The sequence below is a fragment of the Salipiger sp. genome (genome assembly GCF_059781815.1).
This window is the reverse complement of record NZ_JBYNAH010000112.1, coordinates 3,290-16,060: the sequence shown is the minus strand read 5'-3', so window position 1 is coordinate 16,060 and position 12,771 is coordinate 3,290. Positions and strand designations below refer to the sequence as shown.

Below are 12,771 nucleotides of genomic sequence, written 5' to 3'. Positions count from 1 at the left end.
TGTATTCCTTCGCCGGCTTGGTCACCATGGTGAAGCCGTTGTAGTGCAGCCAGTCCACCAGCGGGCGGATCGGCGAGTACTCGTCATTTTCCAGCAGCGCAGTGTAATAGAACGCGCGAACCATCTTGCCCCGGCGTACAAATTCCTGTCGGAGGAGTTTGTAGTCGATGTCGAAGCCGAGCGCTTTCGCGGCGGCATACAGGTTCGACCCGTCTATGAACAGCGCAAGCCGTTCGTCCTTGTAAAACATCAAATGTCCTTTCAGCAATGGAGCGCGCCAATGTCCGTGAGTGTGAGTGATGAGTGTCTGGCGCACTCAGTCTTCAAAGATTAAGATATTTGATCGGCGTTACAAGCCGCAACACATAGTCCGAAAGGATAGACCAAACGTGGCCTTGGAACAAGAAAAGTTGATTGCATTGGGCGCGAACCTATCCTCGGAAATTGGCTCTCCTCTGGAAACAATTCGCGCCGCGATTGCGGAATTGTCAGCGGTGGGGGAGGGGGTCACACGGGTCAGCCGGTTTTATGCAACACCTTGTTTTCCCGCGGGAGCTGGGCCGGACTACGTGAATGCCTGTCTCGTCTCTGAGGGCCCGATGCCGGCGCGGGAAGTGCTCGCGCTGCTGCACCGGATCGAGCACAAGTTCGGGCGCGAACGGCAGCAGAGGTGGGGCAGCAGGAGTCTCGATTTGGACCTTTTGGCACACGGTCAGGATGTGTTTCCTGACGCCACGTCACATTCATATTGGAGAATGTTGGCTCTCGAGGAGCAGAAAACCCGTTCTCCGGAGGAACTGATTCTCCCGCATCCGCGCATGCACGAACGCGCCTTCGTGCTCGTCCCGCTTTGCGATGTGGCGCCGGATTGGCGGCATCCCTTGCTCGGGCAAACCGTGCGCGAGCTCTGCGCTGCGTTGCCGGTCGAGGCGCGCGAGGAAGTCAAGCCTCTATGAGCGATCCGCGCTTGTCTTTCCCCCAGCGACGCTGTAGGGATTCACTTTCTGACGGATAACCCGAATAGGTGATACGCATATGGCCCGCGTGACGGTAGAAGATTGCGTCGACAAGGTCCCGAACCGGTTCGAGCTGGTGATGCTCGCCGCGCATCGTGCGCGCGAAGTGGCATCCGGCAGCCCGATCACGGTGGACCGCGACAACGACAAGAACCCGGTGGTCGCCCTCCGCGAGATCGCCGAGGAGACCCAGTCGGCTGACGAGCTGCGTGAGCGTCTGATCGAGAGCCACCAGACCCAGATCGAGGTCGACGAGCCCGAAGAAGACAGCATGGCGCTTCTCATGGGTGCCGAGCAGGACAAGCCGGTCGAGGACGACATGTCCGAAGAAAAGCTCCTGCGCGCGCTCATGGAGGCCCAGGGCGAGGGCTGAGGCCCGCGGATGCGGGCCAGGTGAAGGATAGGCGCCCATGATTGCGGCGGAAGACCTGGTTGCACTGGTCCGCAACTACAATCCCAAGACCAACGAAGAGCTGATCCGCGCGGCCTATGAGTTCGGCCGCGCGATGCATGAAGGGCAGATGCGCCATTCCGGCGAGCCCTATTTCACGCATCCGGTCGCCGTGGCCGCGATCCTGACCGAGCAGCAGCTCGACGATGCGACCATCATCACGGCGCTTCTGCACGACACCATCGAAGACACCCGCGCCTCCTATCGCGACATCGCCGACCGGTTCGGCGAGGATGTCGCCGATCTGGTCGATGGCGTCACCAAGCTGACCAACCTGCAGCTGTCCAGCTCCGAGACCAAGCAGGCTGAGAATTTCCGCAAGCTGTTCATGGCGATGTCCAAGGACCTGCGGGTGATCCTCGTGAAGCTCGCCGACCGTCTGCACAACATGCGTACCATCAAGGCGATGCGCGCCGAGAAGCAGATCCAGAAGGCGCGCGAGACGATGGACATCTACGCGCCTCTTGCGGGCCGGATGGGCATGCAGTGGATGCGCGAAGAGCTCGAGGATCTGGCGTTCCGGGTGCTCAACCCCGAAGGCCGCGCCTCGATCATCCGCCGCTTCATCACCCTGCAGAAAGAGGCCGGCGACGTTATCCACCGGATCACCGGCGACATGCGCCACGAGCTCGAGGAGGCCGACATCGAGGCCGAGGTCTTCGGCCGCGCCAAGAAGCCCTACTCGATCTGGCGCAAGATGCAGGAAAAGGGCATGGGCTTCTCGCGCCTGTCCGACATCTACGGCTTCCGTGTTATCACCCGCAACGACATGGACTGCTACGGCGCGCTCGGGGTGATCCACCAGCGCTGGCGCGCGGTGCCGGGGCGCTTCAAGGACTATGTCAGCCAGCCCAAGTCCAACGGCTACCGCTCGATCCACACCACCGTGTCGGGCCGCGACGGCAAGCGCGTCGAGGTGCAGATCCGCACCCGGCAGATGCACGAGGTCGCCGAGACCGGCGTTGCCGCGCACTGGTCCTACCGCGACGGCCAGCGCGCCGAGAACCCGTTCGCCGTCGATCCGGCGCGCTGGATCGCCTCGCTGACCGAGCAGTTCGACAGCGAACAGGACCATGACGAGTTCCTCGAGGCGGTGAAGCTCGAGATGTACTCGGACAAGGTGTTCTGCTTCACCCCCAAGGGCGACGTGGTGAAACTGCCGCGCGGGGCGACGCCGCTCGACTATGCCTACGCCATCCACACCCGCATCGGCTCGGCCTGCGTGGGTGCCAAGGTCGATGGCATCCGGGTGCCGCTCTGGACCCGGCTGAAGAACGGCCAGTCGGTCGAGATCATCACCGCCGAGGGCCAGACGCCGCAGGCGACATGGCTCGACATCGCGACCACCGGCAAGGCTCGCACCGCGATCCGCCGCGCCCTGCGCGAGGCCGGGCGCGAGCGCTTCGTGCGGCTGGGTCACGAACTCGCCCGCTCGGCCTTTGAGCATGTCGGCAAGAAGGCCACCGACAAGGTGCTCGAGAAGGCGGCCCAGACGCTGCGGCTCGAGGACAAGGACGAGCTTCTGGCGCGGCTCGGCAGCGCCGAGCTGACCTCGCGCGAGGTGGTGCACGCGGTCTACCCCGATCTCGGCCCCGCAGACGATGCGCAGGTCGATGCCCATCGCGCGGTGATCGGGCTCGAGCCGGGCACCGGCTTTACCCGCGCGCGCTGCTGCCAGCCGCTGCCGGGCGAACGCATCATCGGCATCACCCAGCGCGGCAAGGGCGTCTTCGTACACGCCATCGATTGCGAGTCGCTCGCCGCCTACGAGGACCAGCCCGACCGCTGGGTCGACCTGCGCTGGGAGGAGGGCACTCACCCCGCCGCCTATGATGTAAGCCTCGAGTTGACCATCGGCAACGATGCCGGGGTGCTGGGGCGGGTTTGCACCTTGATCGGCGAGCGGATGGCCAATATCTCGGACCTCGTCTTCGTGGACCGCAAACCGGATTTCTTCCGCCTGCGCATGGATGTGGAGTTCCGGGATGCAGAGCACCTTCACTCGGTGATCTCCGCCCTCGAAGCCGAGAGCGACGTTGCCTCCGTGCACCGCCGGCGGGATGCCTCGCTGACGGCGCTCCCGACGGCGGCTCAGTAAGGGGACGCGGCCGGCCACGGTCGCGACTGAAGGAAATTGCGGCCCCGAGGGGCTGCGGAGGATTGGACGGGACGGGCCTTTGGTCTTCAAACGCCGTGACAGACGACCTGTCTGGAGGATCGTGGTCGAGTTCTTCTGGCCGCGCGGAGGCTGGGGGCGCGCCGCGCGCTACATCCAGCACCGTCTGCACCGCTTGCCCGATCCGCCGGAAAAGATCGCCCGGGGCGTCTTTGCCGGGGTCTTCACCGCGTTCACCCCGTTCTACGGCATGCATTTCGTCGTCGCGGCGCTGATCGCCAAGGCGCTGCGCGGCAACATCCTCGCGGCGCTGCTGGCGACGTTCTTCGGCAACCCGCTGACCTATGTGCCCATCGCCTTCAGTTCGCTGCGCACCGGCTACTGGTTTCTCGGCATCGACCGGCACGAGCCCGACCACAAATCGGTGCTCGACCGCTTCGCCTATGCCGGCGGCGATCTGTGGCACAACCTCGTGGCGTGGTTCACCGGGGAACCGACCAATTGGTCCGAGTTGATCCTGTTCTACGACAAGGTGTTCTATCCCTACCTGATCGGGGGCATCCTGCCCGGGATCATCAGCGGGCTGGTCTGTTACTACCTGACGGTGCCGGTGATCCGCGCCTACCAGAGCCGGAGGCGCGGGGCGCTCAAGTCCAAGCTCGCGGCGCTGAAAAGCAAGCAGACCCAGGCCGAGGGCGGCAGCCCGAGAGAGTGACGCGCCCGGGTCCGGCGCAGCGGGAGGAGGCCCGAGCCATATGCGACTGTTCCTTCTGGTGACGCTGACCATGATCGCCTTCGCGGCCAATTCCGTGCTCAACCGGGCAGCGCTGGCCTCGGGCGGCATCGACGCGGTGAGCTTCGGCACGCTGCGCCTTCTCTCGGGCGCCGTCATGCTGGCGGCGCTGGTGCTGGCACGGCAGGGCCGGCTGAGGCTTGGCGGGGCGGGTCGGCTCGCCGGGGTCGCGGGCCTGTTTCTCTACATCTACGGCTTCTCGCTGGCCTATCTCGGGATGCCGGCGGGGCTCGGGGCGCTGCTGCTTTTCGGCATGGTGCAGGTGACGATGTTTGGCGGCAGCGTGGCCGGCGGCGAGCGCGTGCCGGCGCAGCGCTGGATTGGCGCGGGGCTGGCCTTTGGCGGGCTGGTCTGGCTGCTCTGGCCGGGCGGCGGCGCCGCCCCGAGCCTGCCGCATGCGCTCGCCATGTTGCTGGCGGGCTTCGGCTGGGGCGTCTACTCGCTGGCAGGGCGCAAGGCCGAGGTGGCGCTGGTCTCGACCGCGGCCAACTTCCTGCTGGCGGCCGGTCTCGGGCTGGTCGTGCTGCTTGGCCTGATGCTCGCGGGCTCGGTCGGTCCCTGGAGCCCGGGCGCGGTGGCGCTCGCGGTGGTCTCGGGCGCGGTGACCTCGGGGCTGGGCTACGCGCTCTGGTACGCGGTGCTGCCGCGGCTGCCGGGCTCGGTGGCCGCCGTGGCGCAGCTCACCGTGCCGGTGATCGCCATGGCGGGCGGCATGGTGTTCCTCGGCGAGGCCCTCACCGCCCGCTTCGCGCTCGCCGCCCTGCTGGTGCTGGGCGGCGTGACCGTCTCCGTGGTGCCGCTGCGGCGGTGGTGAGACGCGGCGGCGCTCGCCGCGCGCGCCTGCCGCTCGGGAGCTCACTCCGTCCAGCGCACCCCGGTGAGGTCGGTCGCCTGCGTCGGCTGGTTCTGCCACAGCCCCTCGAGCCGCGCATCGGCGACCGTCGGGAAGGCGAGCTGGAACAGGTAGCCGTTGACGTGATCCTCGGCGATCATCGTCTGCGCCTGCTTGATCAGCTCCGAGCGCACCGCCGGGTCGGTGGTGCCGGTGAGCGTGGTCATCAGCTCCTGAAACGCGGCGTTGTCATACTGGAAGTAGTAGTCGGGCCGGGCGTAGATGCCGATGTCGAAGGGCTCCGTATGCGACACGATGGTGAGGCCGAAATCCTTGCCGCGGAACACCTCCTCGAGCCACTGCGCCCATTCCAGATTGGTGATCTGCGTTTCGATCCCGACCTCGCGCAGCTGCGCCGCGATGATCTCGCCGCCGCGCCGGGCGTAGGAGGGCGGCGGCAGCTTCAGCGTCGTGGTAAAGCCCTCCGGAAAGCCCGCATCCGCCAGCAGTGTCTTGGCAAGCTCCGGGTCGTAGGAGGACAGCTCGGTCAGGTCGACGTAATCGGGATTGTGCGGCGCGAAATGGGTGCCGATGGGCGTGCCGTAGCCGAACATCGCGCCGTCGATGATCGCCTGCCGGTCGATGGCATGGGCCACCGCCTCGCGCACCTTCGGGTCGGCGAAATGATCGTCGCCGTTGTTCATCGCGAGGATGGTCTCGCCCTCGGTCGAGCCCACCAGCACCTGAAAGCGCGGGTCGGCCTCGAACATGGCGAGGTTCTCGGGCGCCGGGAAGCCCGCGAAAGCGTCGATATCCTGCGCCATCATCGCCGCGAAGGCCGCCGTCGGGTCCGAGATGAAGCGGAAGGTCACCGCCTCGAGCGCCGGCGCCTCGCCCCAATACGCCTCGTTGCGGCTCATCTCGATGCGGTCGCCAGTGACCCAGTGCTGGAAGGTGAAGGGCCCGGTGCCGACCGGGCTCTGCTGGATGCCCTCGATGCTCTCGGGGGCCACGATCACCGCGTCGCCCCAAGCCATGTTGAAGAGGAAATTCCCATCGGGCTCGGAGAGCGTGACCTTGACGGTCAGCGGGTCGACAACCGTGACCTCGGCGATGCCCTCGAAGAGCGCCTTCTGGGCGTTGAGACTGTCCTCGCCGCGGGCGCGGTCGAGGCTGAACTTGACGTCTTCTGCGTCCATTGCGCTGCCGTCATGGAAGGTGACGCCGTCGCGCAGGTGGAAGGTGTAGGTGAGCCCGTCCTCGGAGATGTCCCAGCGCTCGGCCAGGCCCGGCACGATCTCGCCGGTCTCGGTAAACTTCGTCAGCCCCTCGAAAACGTTGGAATAGAGCACGCTGTCGATGGCACCGGCGGCGGCCGAAGTCGGGTCGAGATGCGGCGGCTCGAGCTGCAGCGCGATGGTCAGGTCGGTCTGCTGGGCGCTCAGCACCTGCGCCGAAAGCAGCAGAGCGGCGGCGGCCGGGGCGAGGTAAGAGAAGGGGCGGGACATCAGGGCACTCCGTTGCGGGGGCAATGCCGCGAAGTGTGCCCGATTTCCCCGCCGGTGCAAGCACATGCACACTGGAATATGAGGGGGCAGGCTGCTAGACGACGCCAGCCTTGTTGACGAGGAGGAGACGCCAATGAGCGCAACGGCGCGAAAGTCGGCCCCGCTGCCGGATGACATCCGTGCCCGCAAGGGCGGGGTGCCGCTGGTCAGCCTGACCGCCTACACCACCCCGATGGCCAAGATGATGGACGCGCATTGCGATTTCGTCCTCGTGGGCGACAGCGTCGGCATGGTGCTGCACGGGCTCGAGAGCACGCTTGGCGTGACCATGGAGATGATGATCCTGCATGCGCAGGCGGTCAAACGCGGGCTCAGCCGCGCGATGATGGTCGTCGACATGCCCTTCGGTTCCTACGAGGAAGGCCCGCAGCAGGCGTTTCGCAACGCCGCCCGCCTGATGGCCGAGACCGGTGCCGGCGCGGTGAAGCTCGAGGGCGGCGAGAGCATGGCCGAGACCATCGCCTTCCTGACCGCGCGCGGCATCCCGGTGATGGCGCATGTCGGTCTCACGCCGCAATCCATCAACACGCTGGGCGGCTACAAGGTGCAGGGCCGCGGCAGCGCCGGCGACCGACTCATGGCCGATGCCCGCGCCGTGGCCGGGGCAGGGGCCTTTGCCGTGGTGCTCGAGAAGGTGCCGCAGGGGCTCGCCGACCGGGTGACCGCAGAGCTTCCGATCCCCACCATCGGCATCGGTGCCTCGGCGGGCTGCGATGGGCAGATCCTCGTGGTCGACGACATGCTGGGGCTGTTCACCGCCTTCAAGCCGAAATTCGTCAAGCGCTACGCCACGCTCGGCGACGAGGCAGAGGCCGCCATCGCCGCCTATGCCGAGGAGGTGCGGAGCCGCGCCTTCCCCGCCGCCGAACATGTCTTTGCCGATACCGCCCCGGGAGCGAAACCATGACCGAGATGCTGCGCACCAAGGCCGAGCTGCGTGACCGCCTCGCCGGCTGGAAACGCGCCGGCGAGAGCGTCGGCGTGGTGCCGACCATGGGCGCTCTCCATGCCGGGCACCTGAGCCTCGTCGAGGCCGCCAAGGCCGGCTGCGACCGGGTGATCGTGACGATCTTCGTCAACCCCAAGCAGTTCAACAGCGCCTCCGATCTCGAGAATTACCCGCGCACCGAACATGCCGATGCCGAGAAGCTCGCGCCCTACGCGGTGGATGTGATTTACGTGCCGGGGCCCGAGCAGATCTATCCCGACGGCTTTGCCACCTCGGTGGCGGTCGAAGGCCTGACCGAGGGGCTTTGCGGTGCCTTCCGCCCCGGGCATTTCGACGGCGTGACCACGGTGGTCTCGAAGCTCTTCCTGCAGACCGGCGCGGACCGTGCCTATTTCGGCGAGAAGGACTACCAGCAGTTGCAGGTGGTGCGCCGCATGGCCCGCGATCTCGACATCCCCATCGAGGTGATCGGTTGCGAGACGGTGCGCGAGCCCGACGGTCTGGCGCTGTCGTCGCGCAACGTGCTGCTGCCCGAGGCGACCCGCGCCGCGGCACCGGCGCTCAACCGCGCCATGCTGGCGATGGCCGAGGGGCTGCGCGGTGGCGGCTCGGTCGAAGCGCTGCGCGACGAGGCCGAGGCGGCGATCCTCGCGGCCGGCTTCGAGCGGGTCGAGTATCTCGAGCTGCGCGCCGCTGACGGGCTCGCGCCGATGGTCACGCTCGACCGCCCTGCGCGGCTTCTGGCCGCCGCATGGCTGGGCGGCGTGCGCCTGATCGACAATATCGCGGTGGGCTGAGGCGTCTCGCGCTAGAGCAGGCGCCCGGCGATCTCGCCCGAGAGCCACGCCACGCGCCCGCCCGCCAGCGTCATGACGATGCGGCGGGTGGCGCGGTCCATCACCACCAGATCGGCGCGCAGGCCGGGCTCCAGCCGGCCGCGATCCTCAAGGCCGAGGAGCCGCGCCGGCCCCTCCGAGACCAGCCGCCACGCCTGCGCCTCGTCCAGCAGGCCAAGCTCGACGCAGCGCCATGCGGCGCGCGCCGGGGCGGGGTAGTGGTAATCCGAGGCCAGCGAATCGCAGAGCCCCAGCCCGATCAGCTCGCTCGCCGCGACGTTGCCCGCATGGCTCGCCCCGCGCACCACGTTGGGCGCGCCCAGCACCACCGCGTCGCCACCCGCGCGGGCGGCTTTCGCCGCCTCCACCGTCTCGGGGAATTCCGACACCCGCACGCCGCGCGCGCGCCACGCCGCACGCCCCTCGGCGCTGCGGTCGTCATGGCTGCCCATCCGGCAGCCGCGTGCGGCCAGCCGTGCGCAGAGCCCGTCGAGCGCTTGCGGAACCTCGTCGCTTCGGGCGTGCAGCGCCTGCATCAACGCGAGATGGGTCTCGGGCGAGCGGCCCGATTTCAGCGCCTGCCCGGTGAGCCGCGGCGGCTTGCGCCCCTCGGCAAGCCGCGCGTGCGGCAGATGATCGTTGAACACCACATAGCCGATGCCCCAGCGCGCGATGGCCTCCTCGGCGCGGGCGAAGGCGTCGAGGTAATGGGTCTCGAGCCGCAGCTGCAGCCGCAGGTCCACCGGCACCGTCGGCGCCACCTCGGCCACCGAGGCAAACACCTCCTCGGCAAAGTCCGGCCCGCGCATCCCGCCTTCCCAGGACCAGAACTGCGCCAGCATCGCCGTGGTGATGCCGTTCGCCGCCAGCTCGGCGGCGCAGGCCACCATGCCCGCGTCGCGCTCGCGCAGCGCCCCGCGCCGTGGCGCCATGTGGCGCTCGAACCCGTCGCCATGGGCATCGACGATGCCCGGCAGGATGTCATAGCCGCCCAGATCCACCCGCCGCCCCGTGGCTGCGTCGGCAATCACGCCCCCGCTCACCGAAAGCGGCGCGTCATCCCAGCCACCCGGGCGCATCACGCGGGCATTCTCGAAGCAGAGCTCGATCATCTTGAGACCCCCTTGGCAGGGCGGAGTGGCAGGTGGGAGACGCGGATCATGGGCGTGGGAATACGGCCTTCCACCGCCGCGCGAAAGGTGCAAATCTCCGCCCCATGTCGACCTCACCCCGCCTCGCCACCCGCGCCATCATCCTGCACGAGAACCGCCTGCTGCTGGTCAACGCCTGGCCCGGGCAGAAGAGCGATCTCTGGTGCGCCCCCGGCGGCGGCGTCGAGAAGGGCGCCTCGCTGCCCGACAACCTCGCCCGCGAGGTGCATGAGGAGACCGGCCTGACCGTGCGCGTGGGCCTGCCTTGCCTGGTCAACGAATACCACGCCCCCGAGACCGGCTTTCACCAGGTCGAGCTGTTCTTCCGCTGCGAGATCACCGACGGCGTCCTCTCCGACGACTGGCGCGACCCGGAGGGCGTCGTGCACACCCGCCGCTTCGTGACCCGCGACGAGATGAAAGGGCTGCGCTACAAGCCCGACAGCCTGCCGAAGGTGGCCTGGGAGACCGGCCCGGGCTACGACCCGCTCGAGCTGCTGGCCTCATGAGCGGCGCTTTCTCTGCCGTAGTGGCCGGGTAGATGCCCGATGCTGGCCTACGCCCTGAAACGGCTGCTGATCCTCGCGCTGAGCCTCGCCGTCGCCTCGCTGGTGATCTTCGTCGTGGTCGAGGTCGCCCCGGGCGATCCGGCGAGCTTCATGCTGGGCATCAACGCCCGCCCCGACACCATCGCCGCCCTGCGCGCCGAGCTCGGGCTCGATCTGCCGGTGCATGAGCGCTACCTCGCCTGGGTCACGGGCATGGTGCAGGGCGATTTCGGCACATCCTACACCTACCGCGCGCCGGTGGCGCAGATGGTGGCCGAGCGGGTGCAGGTCTCGCTGCCGCTGGCGCTCTACGCGCTGCTGCTCTCGACGCTGATCGCCTTCCCGGCGGGCATCTTCGCCGCCGCCCGCCGCGGCAAGCCCGGCGACGTGGCGGTGATGGGCGCGACGCAGCTGGGCGTCGCGGTGCCGAATTTCTGGTTCGCCATGCTCTTGGTGCTGCTCTTCGCGCTAAAGCTGCGCTGGTTCAGCGCCGGCGGTTTCCCGGGCTGGGACGATCCGCTGCAGGGGCTGAAGGCGCTGACACTGCCGGCGGTGGCGCTGGCGCTGCCGCAGGCGGCGATCCTCGCCCGGGTCATGCGCTCGGCGCTGATCGACATCCTGCACGAGGATTTCATCCGCACCGCCCGCGCCAAGGGGCTTTCGCGCCGGCAGGCGCTGTGGCGCCACGGGGTGCGAAATGCGCTGATCCCGGTGCTGACCATCATCGGCCTGCAATTCTCCTTCCTGCTCGCCGGCGCGATCATCATCGAGCAGGTGTTCTTCCTGCCCGGCCTCGGGCGGCTGATCTTCCAGGCCATCACCCAGCGCGACCTGATCGTGGTCGAGTCGGTGGTGATGCTGCTGGTCTTCGCGGTGATCGTGGTGACCTTCCTCACCGATCTCGCCTATGCCGCGGTCGACCCGCGCCTGAGGAGCCGCCGATGAGCCGCAACTTGATCCTCGGCAGCCTTCTGACGGCCCTCTTCCTTGGCGCGGCCCTGCTCTCCTTCCTCTGGACGCCCTATCCGACCGACACGGTGGCGATCACCGAGCGGCTGCAGCCGCCCTCGTGGGCGCATTGGCTCGGCACCGACCATTTCGGCCGCGACATGGCGAGTCTGATCATGGTCGGCGCCCGCACCTCGATCGCCGTGGCGCTGGTGGCGGTGGGCATCGGGCTGGGGCTCGGCGTGCCTCTGGGCCTGGCGGCGGCGGCGCGTTCGGGGGGCTGGCTCGACGAGGCGATCATGCGGATGAACGACCTGATCTTCGCCTTTCCAAGCCTCGTCATCGCGATCCTGATCACCGCCATCCTCGGCCCCGGCGCGCTCAACGCCATCATCGCCATCGGCATCTTCAACATCCCGGTCTTCGCCCGCCTGTCACGCGGCGCGGCGCTGAGCCTCTGGCGCCGCGAGTTCATCCTCGCCGCCCGCACCGCCGGCAAGTCCGCCCCCCGCATCAGTGCCGAACACATCCTGCCCAACATCGCCAACCTGCTGATCGTGCAGGGCACCATCCAGTTCTCGCTCGGTATCCTCGCCGAGGCCGGCCTCTCCTACGTGGGCCTCGGCGCCCAGCCCCCGATCCCGTCCTGGGGCCGCATGCTGGCCGACGCCCAGACCATGGTGGCCCTCGCCCCCCACGTGGCGATCCTGCCAGGACTCGCCATCGTCCTGACCGTGCTCGGCCTCAACCTCTTGGGCGACGGCCTCCGCGACCGGCTCGATCCGAGGCTGGGGGCAGTGCGCACATGACCCCTTCTCTGGTTTCCAAATACCTCGGGGAGCGCGAGGGGCAGCGCCCCTCGCCCCGGTCGGATCGGACGCAGTCCGATTCGAACCACTTGCTCGAGATCGACGCCCTCTCGCTCGCGATCCACGGTAAGCCGATCCTCAAAAACCTCACCCTCACCATCGCCCCGGGCGAGATCGTCGCGCTGACCGGCGAGTCGGGCTCCGGCAAGTCGATGACCGCGCTCGCCGCCATGGGGCTCCTGCCGCAAGGTGCGGAAACCACCGGCGCGCTGCGCCTCGACGGCACCGATCTCTGCACGCTCTCCGAGCGCCAGCTCTGCGCCCTCAGGGGCCGCGAGATCGGCATGATCTTCCAGGAGCCGATGACCGCGCTCAACCCGGTGCAGCGCATCGGCGCGCAGGTGGCCGAGACCATCCTCGTGCACAAGGCCATGCCCCGCGCCGCGGCCAACGCCCGCGCCGCCGAGATGCTGGCCCGCGTCGGCCTGCCACCCGAACGGGTGCCGCCCTCGCGCTACCCGCATGAGCTCTCCGGCGGCCAGCGCCAGCGGGTGGTGATCGCCATGGCCATCGCCCTGCGCCCGAAACTGCTGATCGCCGATGAGCCCACCACCGCGCTCGACGTCACCACGCAGGCGCAGATCCTCGACCTGCTGCGCGATCTGGTGCGCGAGGAGGGCATGGGGCTGATGATGATCACTCATGATCTCGCGGTGGTCTCGGAGATGGCCGACCGCATCGCGGTGATGAAATC

The 12,771-nt window shown here is 68.1% G+C and carries 14 protein-coding genes; 11 read left to right on the top strand and 3 right to left on the bottom strand.

The window, feature by feature from the left end; translation table 11 throughout:
• Positions 1 to 250 (bottom strand): NYN domain-containing protein (locus AC6RA4_RS14085; protein ID WP_500161304.1); only part of this gene is annotated, 250 nt, incomplete at its 3' end.
• A 139-nt stretch (positions 251 to 389) separates the two neighbouring features.
• Between AC6RA4_RS14085 and folK the strand changes: the two genes are divergently transcribed.
• From folK to AC6RA4_RS14060, 5 genes are all read left to right on the top strand, one after another.
• Positions 390 to 956: a 2-amino-4-hydroxy-6-hydroxymethyldihydropteridine diphosphokinase gene (folK, locus tag AC6RA4_RS14080; RefSeq protein ID WP_500161302.1), complete on the top strand. Its 567-nt coding sequence runs from the start codon at positions 390 to 392 to the stop codon at positions 954 to 956.
• Positions 957 to 1,035: 79 nt separating this feature from the next.
• Complete coding sequence (gene rpoZ / locus AC6RA4_RS14075) at positions 1,036 to 1,389, top strand: DNA-directed RNA polymerase subunit omega (RefSeq protein WP_500161300.1); 354 nt, start codon at positions 1,036 to 1,038, stop codon at positions 1,387 to 1,389.
• A 37-nt stretch (positions 1,390 to 1,426) separates the two neighbouring features.
• Complete coding sequence (locus AC6RA4_RS14070; RefSeq protein ID WP_500161298.1) at positions 1,427 to 3,565, top strand: RelA/SpoT family protein; 2,139 nt, start codon at positions 1,427 to 1,429, stop codon at positions 3,563 to 3,565.
• Between the two features lie 79 nt (positions 3,566 to 3,644).
• The gene (locus AC6RA4_RS14065) at positions 3,645 to 4,298 is read left to right on the top strand and encodes a DUF2062 domain-containing protein (protein ID WP_500161296.1); all 654 of its coding nucleotides are present in this window, start codon (positions 3,645 to 3,647) and stop codon (positions 4,296 to 4,298) included.
• A gap of 40 nt (positions 4,299 to 4,338) precedes the next feature.
• The gene (locus AC6RA4_RS14060) at positions 4,339 to 5,190 is read left to right on the top strand and encodes a DMT family transporter (RefSeq protein WP_500161295.1); all 852 of its coding nucleotides are present in this window, start codon (positions 4,339 to 4,341) and stop codon (positions 5,188 to 5,190) included.
• A 41-nt stretch (positions 5,191 to 5,231) separates the two neighbouring features.
• On the opposite strand, the gene AC6RA4_RS14055 is transcribed toward AC6RA4_RS14060, so the two are convergent.
• Positions 5,232 to 6,716 (bottom strand): ABC transporter substrate-binding protein, encoded by a 1,485-nt coding sequence (locus AC6RA4_RS14055; RefSeq protein WP_500161293.1) that lies wholly within the window; start codon positions 6,714 to 6,716, stop codon positions 5,232 to 5,234.
• Between the two features lie 133 nt (positions 6,717 to 6,849).
• On the opposite strand from AC6RA4_RS14055, the gene panB reads away from it, so the two are divergent.
• Both panB and panC read left to right on the top strand, forming a co-directional pair.
• Positions 6,850 to 7,683 carry a 3-methyl-2-oxobutanoate hydroxymethyltransferase gene (gene panB, locus AC6RA4_RS14050; protein ID WP_500161291.1) on the top strand — a complete coding sequence of 278 codons (834 nt, stop codon included), beginning with the start codon at positions 6,850 to 6,852 and terminating at the stop codon, positions 7,681 to 7,683.
• Complete coding sequence (panC, locus tag AC6RA4_RS14045) at positions 7,680 to 8,522, top strand: pantoate--beta-alanine ligase (RefSeq protein ID WP_500161290.1); 843 nt, start codon at positions 7,680 to 7,682, stop codon at positions 8,520 to 8,522. The genes panB and panC overlap by 4 nt, the downstream gene beginning before the upstream one ends.
• A gap of 11 nt (positions 8,523 to 8,533) precedes the next feature.
• Here panC and AC6RA4_RS14040 read toward each other — a convergent pair whose 3' ends face one another.
• Positions 8,534 to 9,673: an alpha-D-ribose 1-methylphosphonate 5-triphosphate diphosphatase gene (locus tag AC6RA4_RS14040; protein WP_500161288.1), complete on the bottom strand. Its 1,140-nt coding sequence runs from the start codon at positions 9,671 to 9,673 to the stop codon at positions 8,534 to 8,536.
• A gap of 104 nt (positions 9,674 to 9,777) precedes the next feature.
• On the opposite strand from AC6RA4_RS14040, the gene AC6RA4_RS14035 reads away from it, so the two are divergent.
• The 4 genes from AC6RA4_RS14035 to AC6RA4_RS14020 all read left to right on the top strand — a co-directional run.
• Positions 9,778 to 10,221 carry an NUDIX domain-containing protein gene (locus AC6RA4_RS14035; protein ID WP_500161287.1) on the top strand — a complete coding sequence of 148 codons (444 nt, stop codon included), beginning with the start codon at positions 9,778 to 9,780 and terminating at the stop codon, positions 10,219 to 10,221.
• Between the two features lie 39 nt (positions 10,222 to 10,260).
• Entirely contained in the window at positions 10,261 to 11,205 is a 945-nt protein-coding gene (locus AC6RA4_RS14030) for an ABC transporter permease (RefSeq protein ID WP_500161285.1), read from the top strand.
• Positions 11,202 to 12,017 carry an ABC transporter permease gene (locus AC6RA4_RS14025; RefSeq protein ID WP_500161284.1) on the top strand — a complete coding sequence of 272 codons (816 nt, stop codon included), beginning with the start codon at positions 11,202 to 11,204 and terminating at the stop codon, positions 12,015 to 12,017. Before AC6RA4_RS14030 ends, AC6RA4_RS14025 begins: the two co-directional genes overlap by 4 nt.
• On the top strand, positions 12,014 to 12,771 hold a 758-nt coding region (locus AC6RA4_RS14020), incomplete at its 3' end, for an ATP-binding cassette domain-containing protein (protein ID WP_500161282.1). The genes AC6RA4_RS14025 and AC6RA4_RS14020, both read left to right, overlap by 4 nt.

Coding starts and splice junctions, on each gene's coding strand:
- rpoZ (WP_500161300.1), top strand. CDS start 1,036: ATGGCCCGCGTGACGGTAGAAGATTGCGTCGACAAGGTCCCGAACCGG.
- AC6RA4_RS14070 (WP_500161298.1), top strand. CDS start 1,427: ATGATTGCGGCGGAAGACCTGGTTGCACTGGTCCGCAACTACAATCCC.
- AC6RA4_RS14060 (WP_500161295.1), top strand. CDS start 4,339: ATGCGACTGTTCCTTCTGGTGACGCTGACCATGATCGCCTTCGCGGCC.
- AC6RA4_RS14055 (WP_500161293.1), bottom strand. CDS start 6,716: ATGTCCCGCCCCTTCTCTTACCTCGCCCCGGCCGCCGCCGCTCTGCTG.
- panB (WP_500161291.1), top strand. CDS start 6,850: ATGAGCGCAACGGCGCGAAAGTCGGCCCCGCTGCCGGATGACATCCGT.
- panC (WP_500161290.1), top strand. CDS start 7,680: ATGACCGAGATGCTGCGCACCAAGGCCGAGCTGCGTGACCGCCTCGCC.
- AC6RA4_RS14040 (WP_500161288.1), bottom strand. CDS start 9,673: ATGATCGAGCTCTGCTTCGAGAATGCCCGCGTGATGCGCCCGGGTGGC.
- AC6RA4_RS14035 (WP_500161287.1), top strand. CDS start 9,778: ATGTCGACCTCACCCCGCCTCGCCACCCGCGCCATCATCCTGCACGAG.
- AC6RA4_RS14030 (WP_500161285.1), top strand. CDS start 10,261: ATGCTGGCCTACGCCCTGAAACGGCTGCTGATCCTCGCGCTGAGCCTC.
- AC6RA4_RS14025 (WP_500161284.1), top strand. CDS start 11,202: ATGAGCCGCAACTTGATCCTCGGCAGCCTTCTGACGGCCCTCTTCCTT.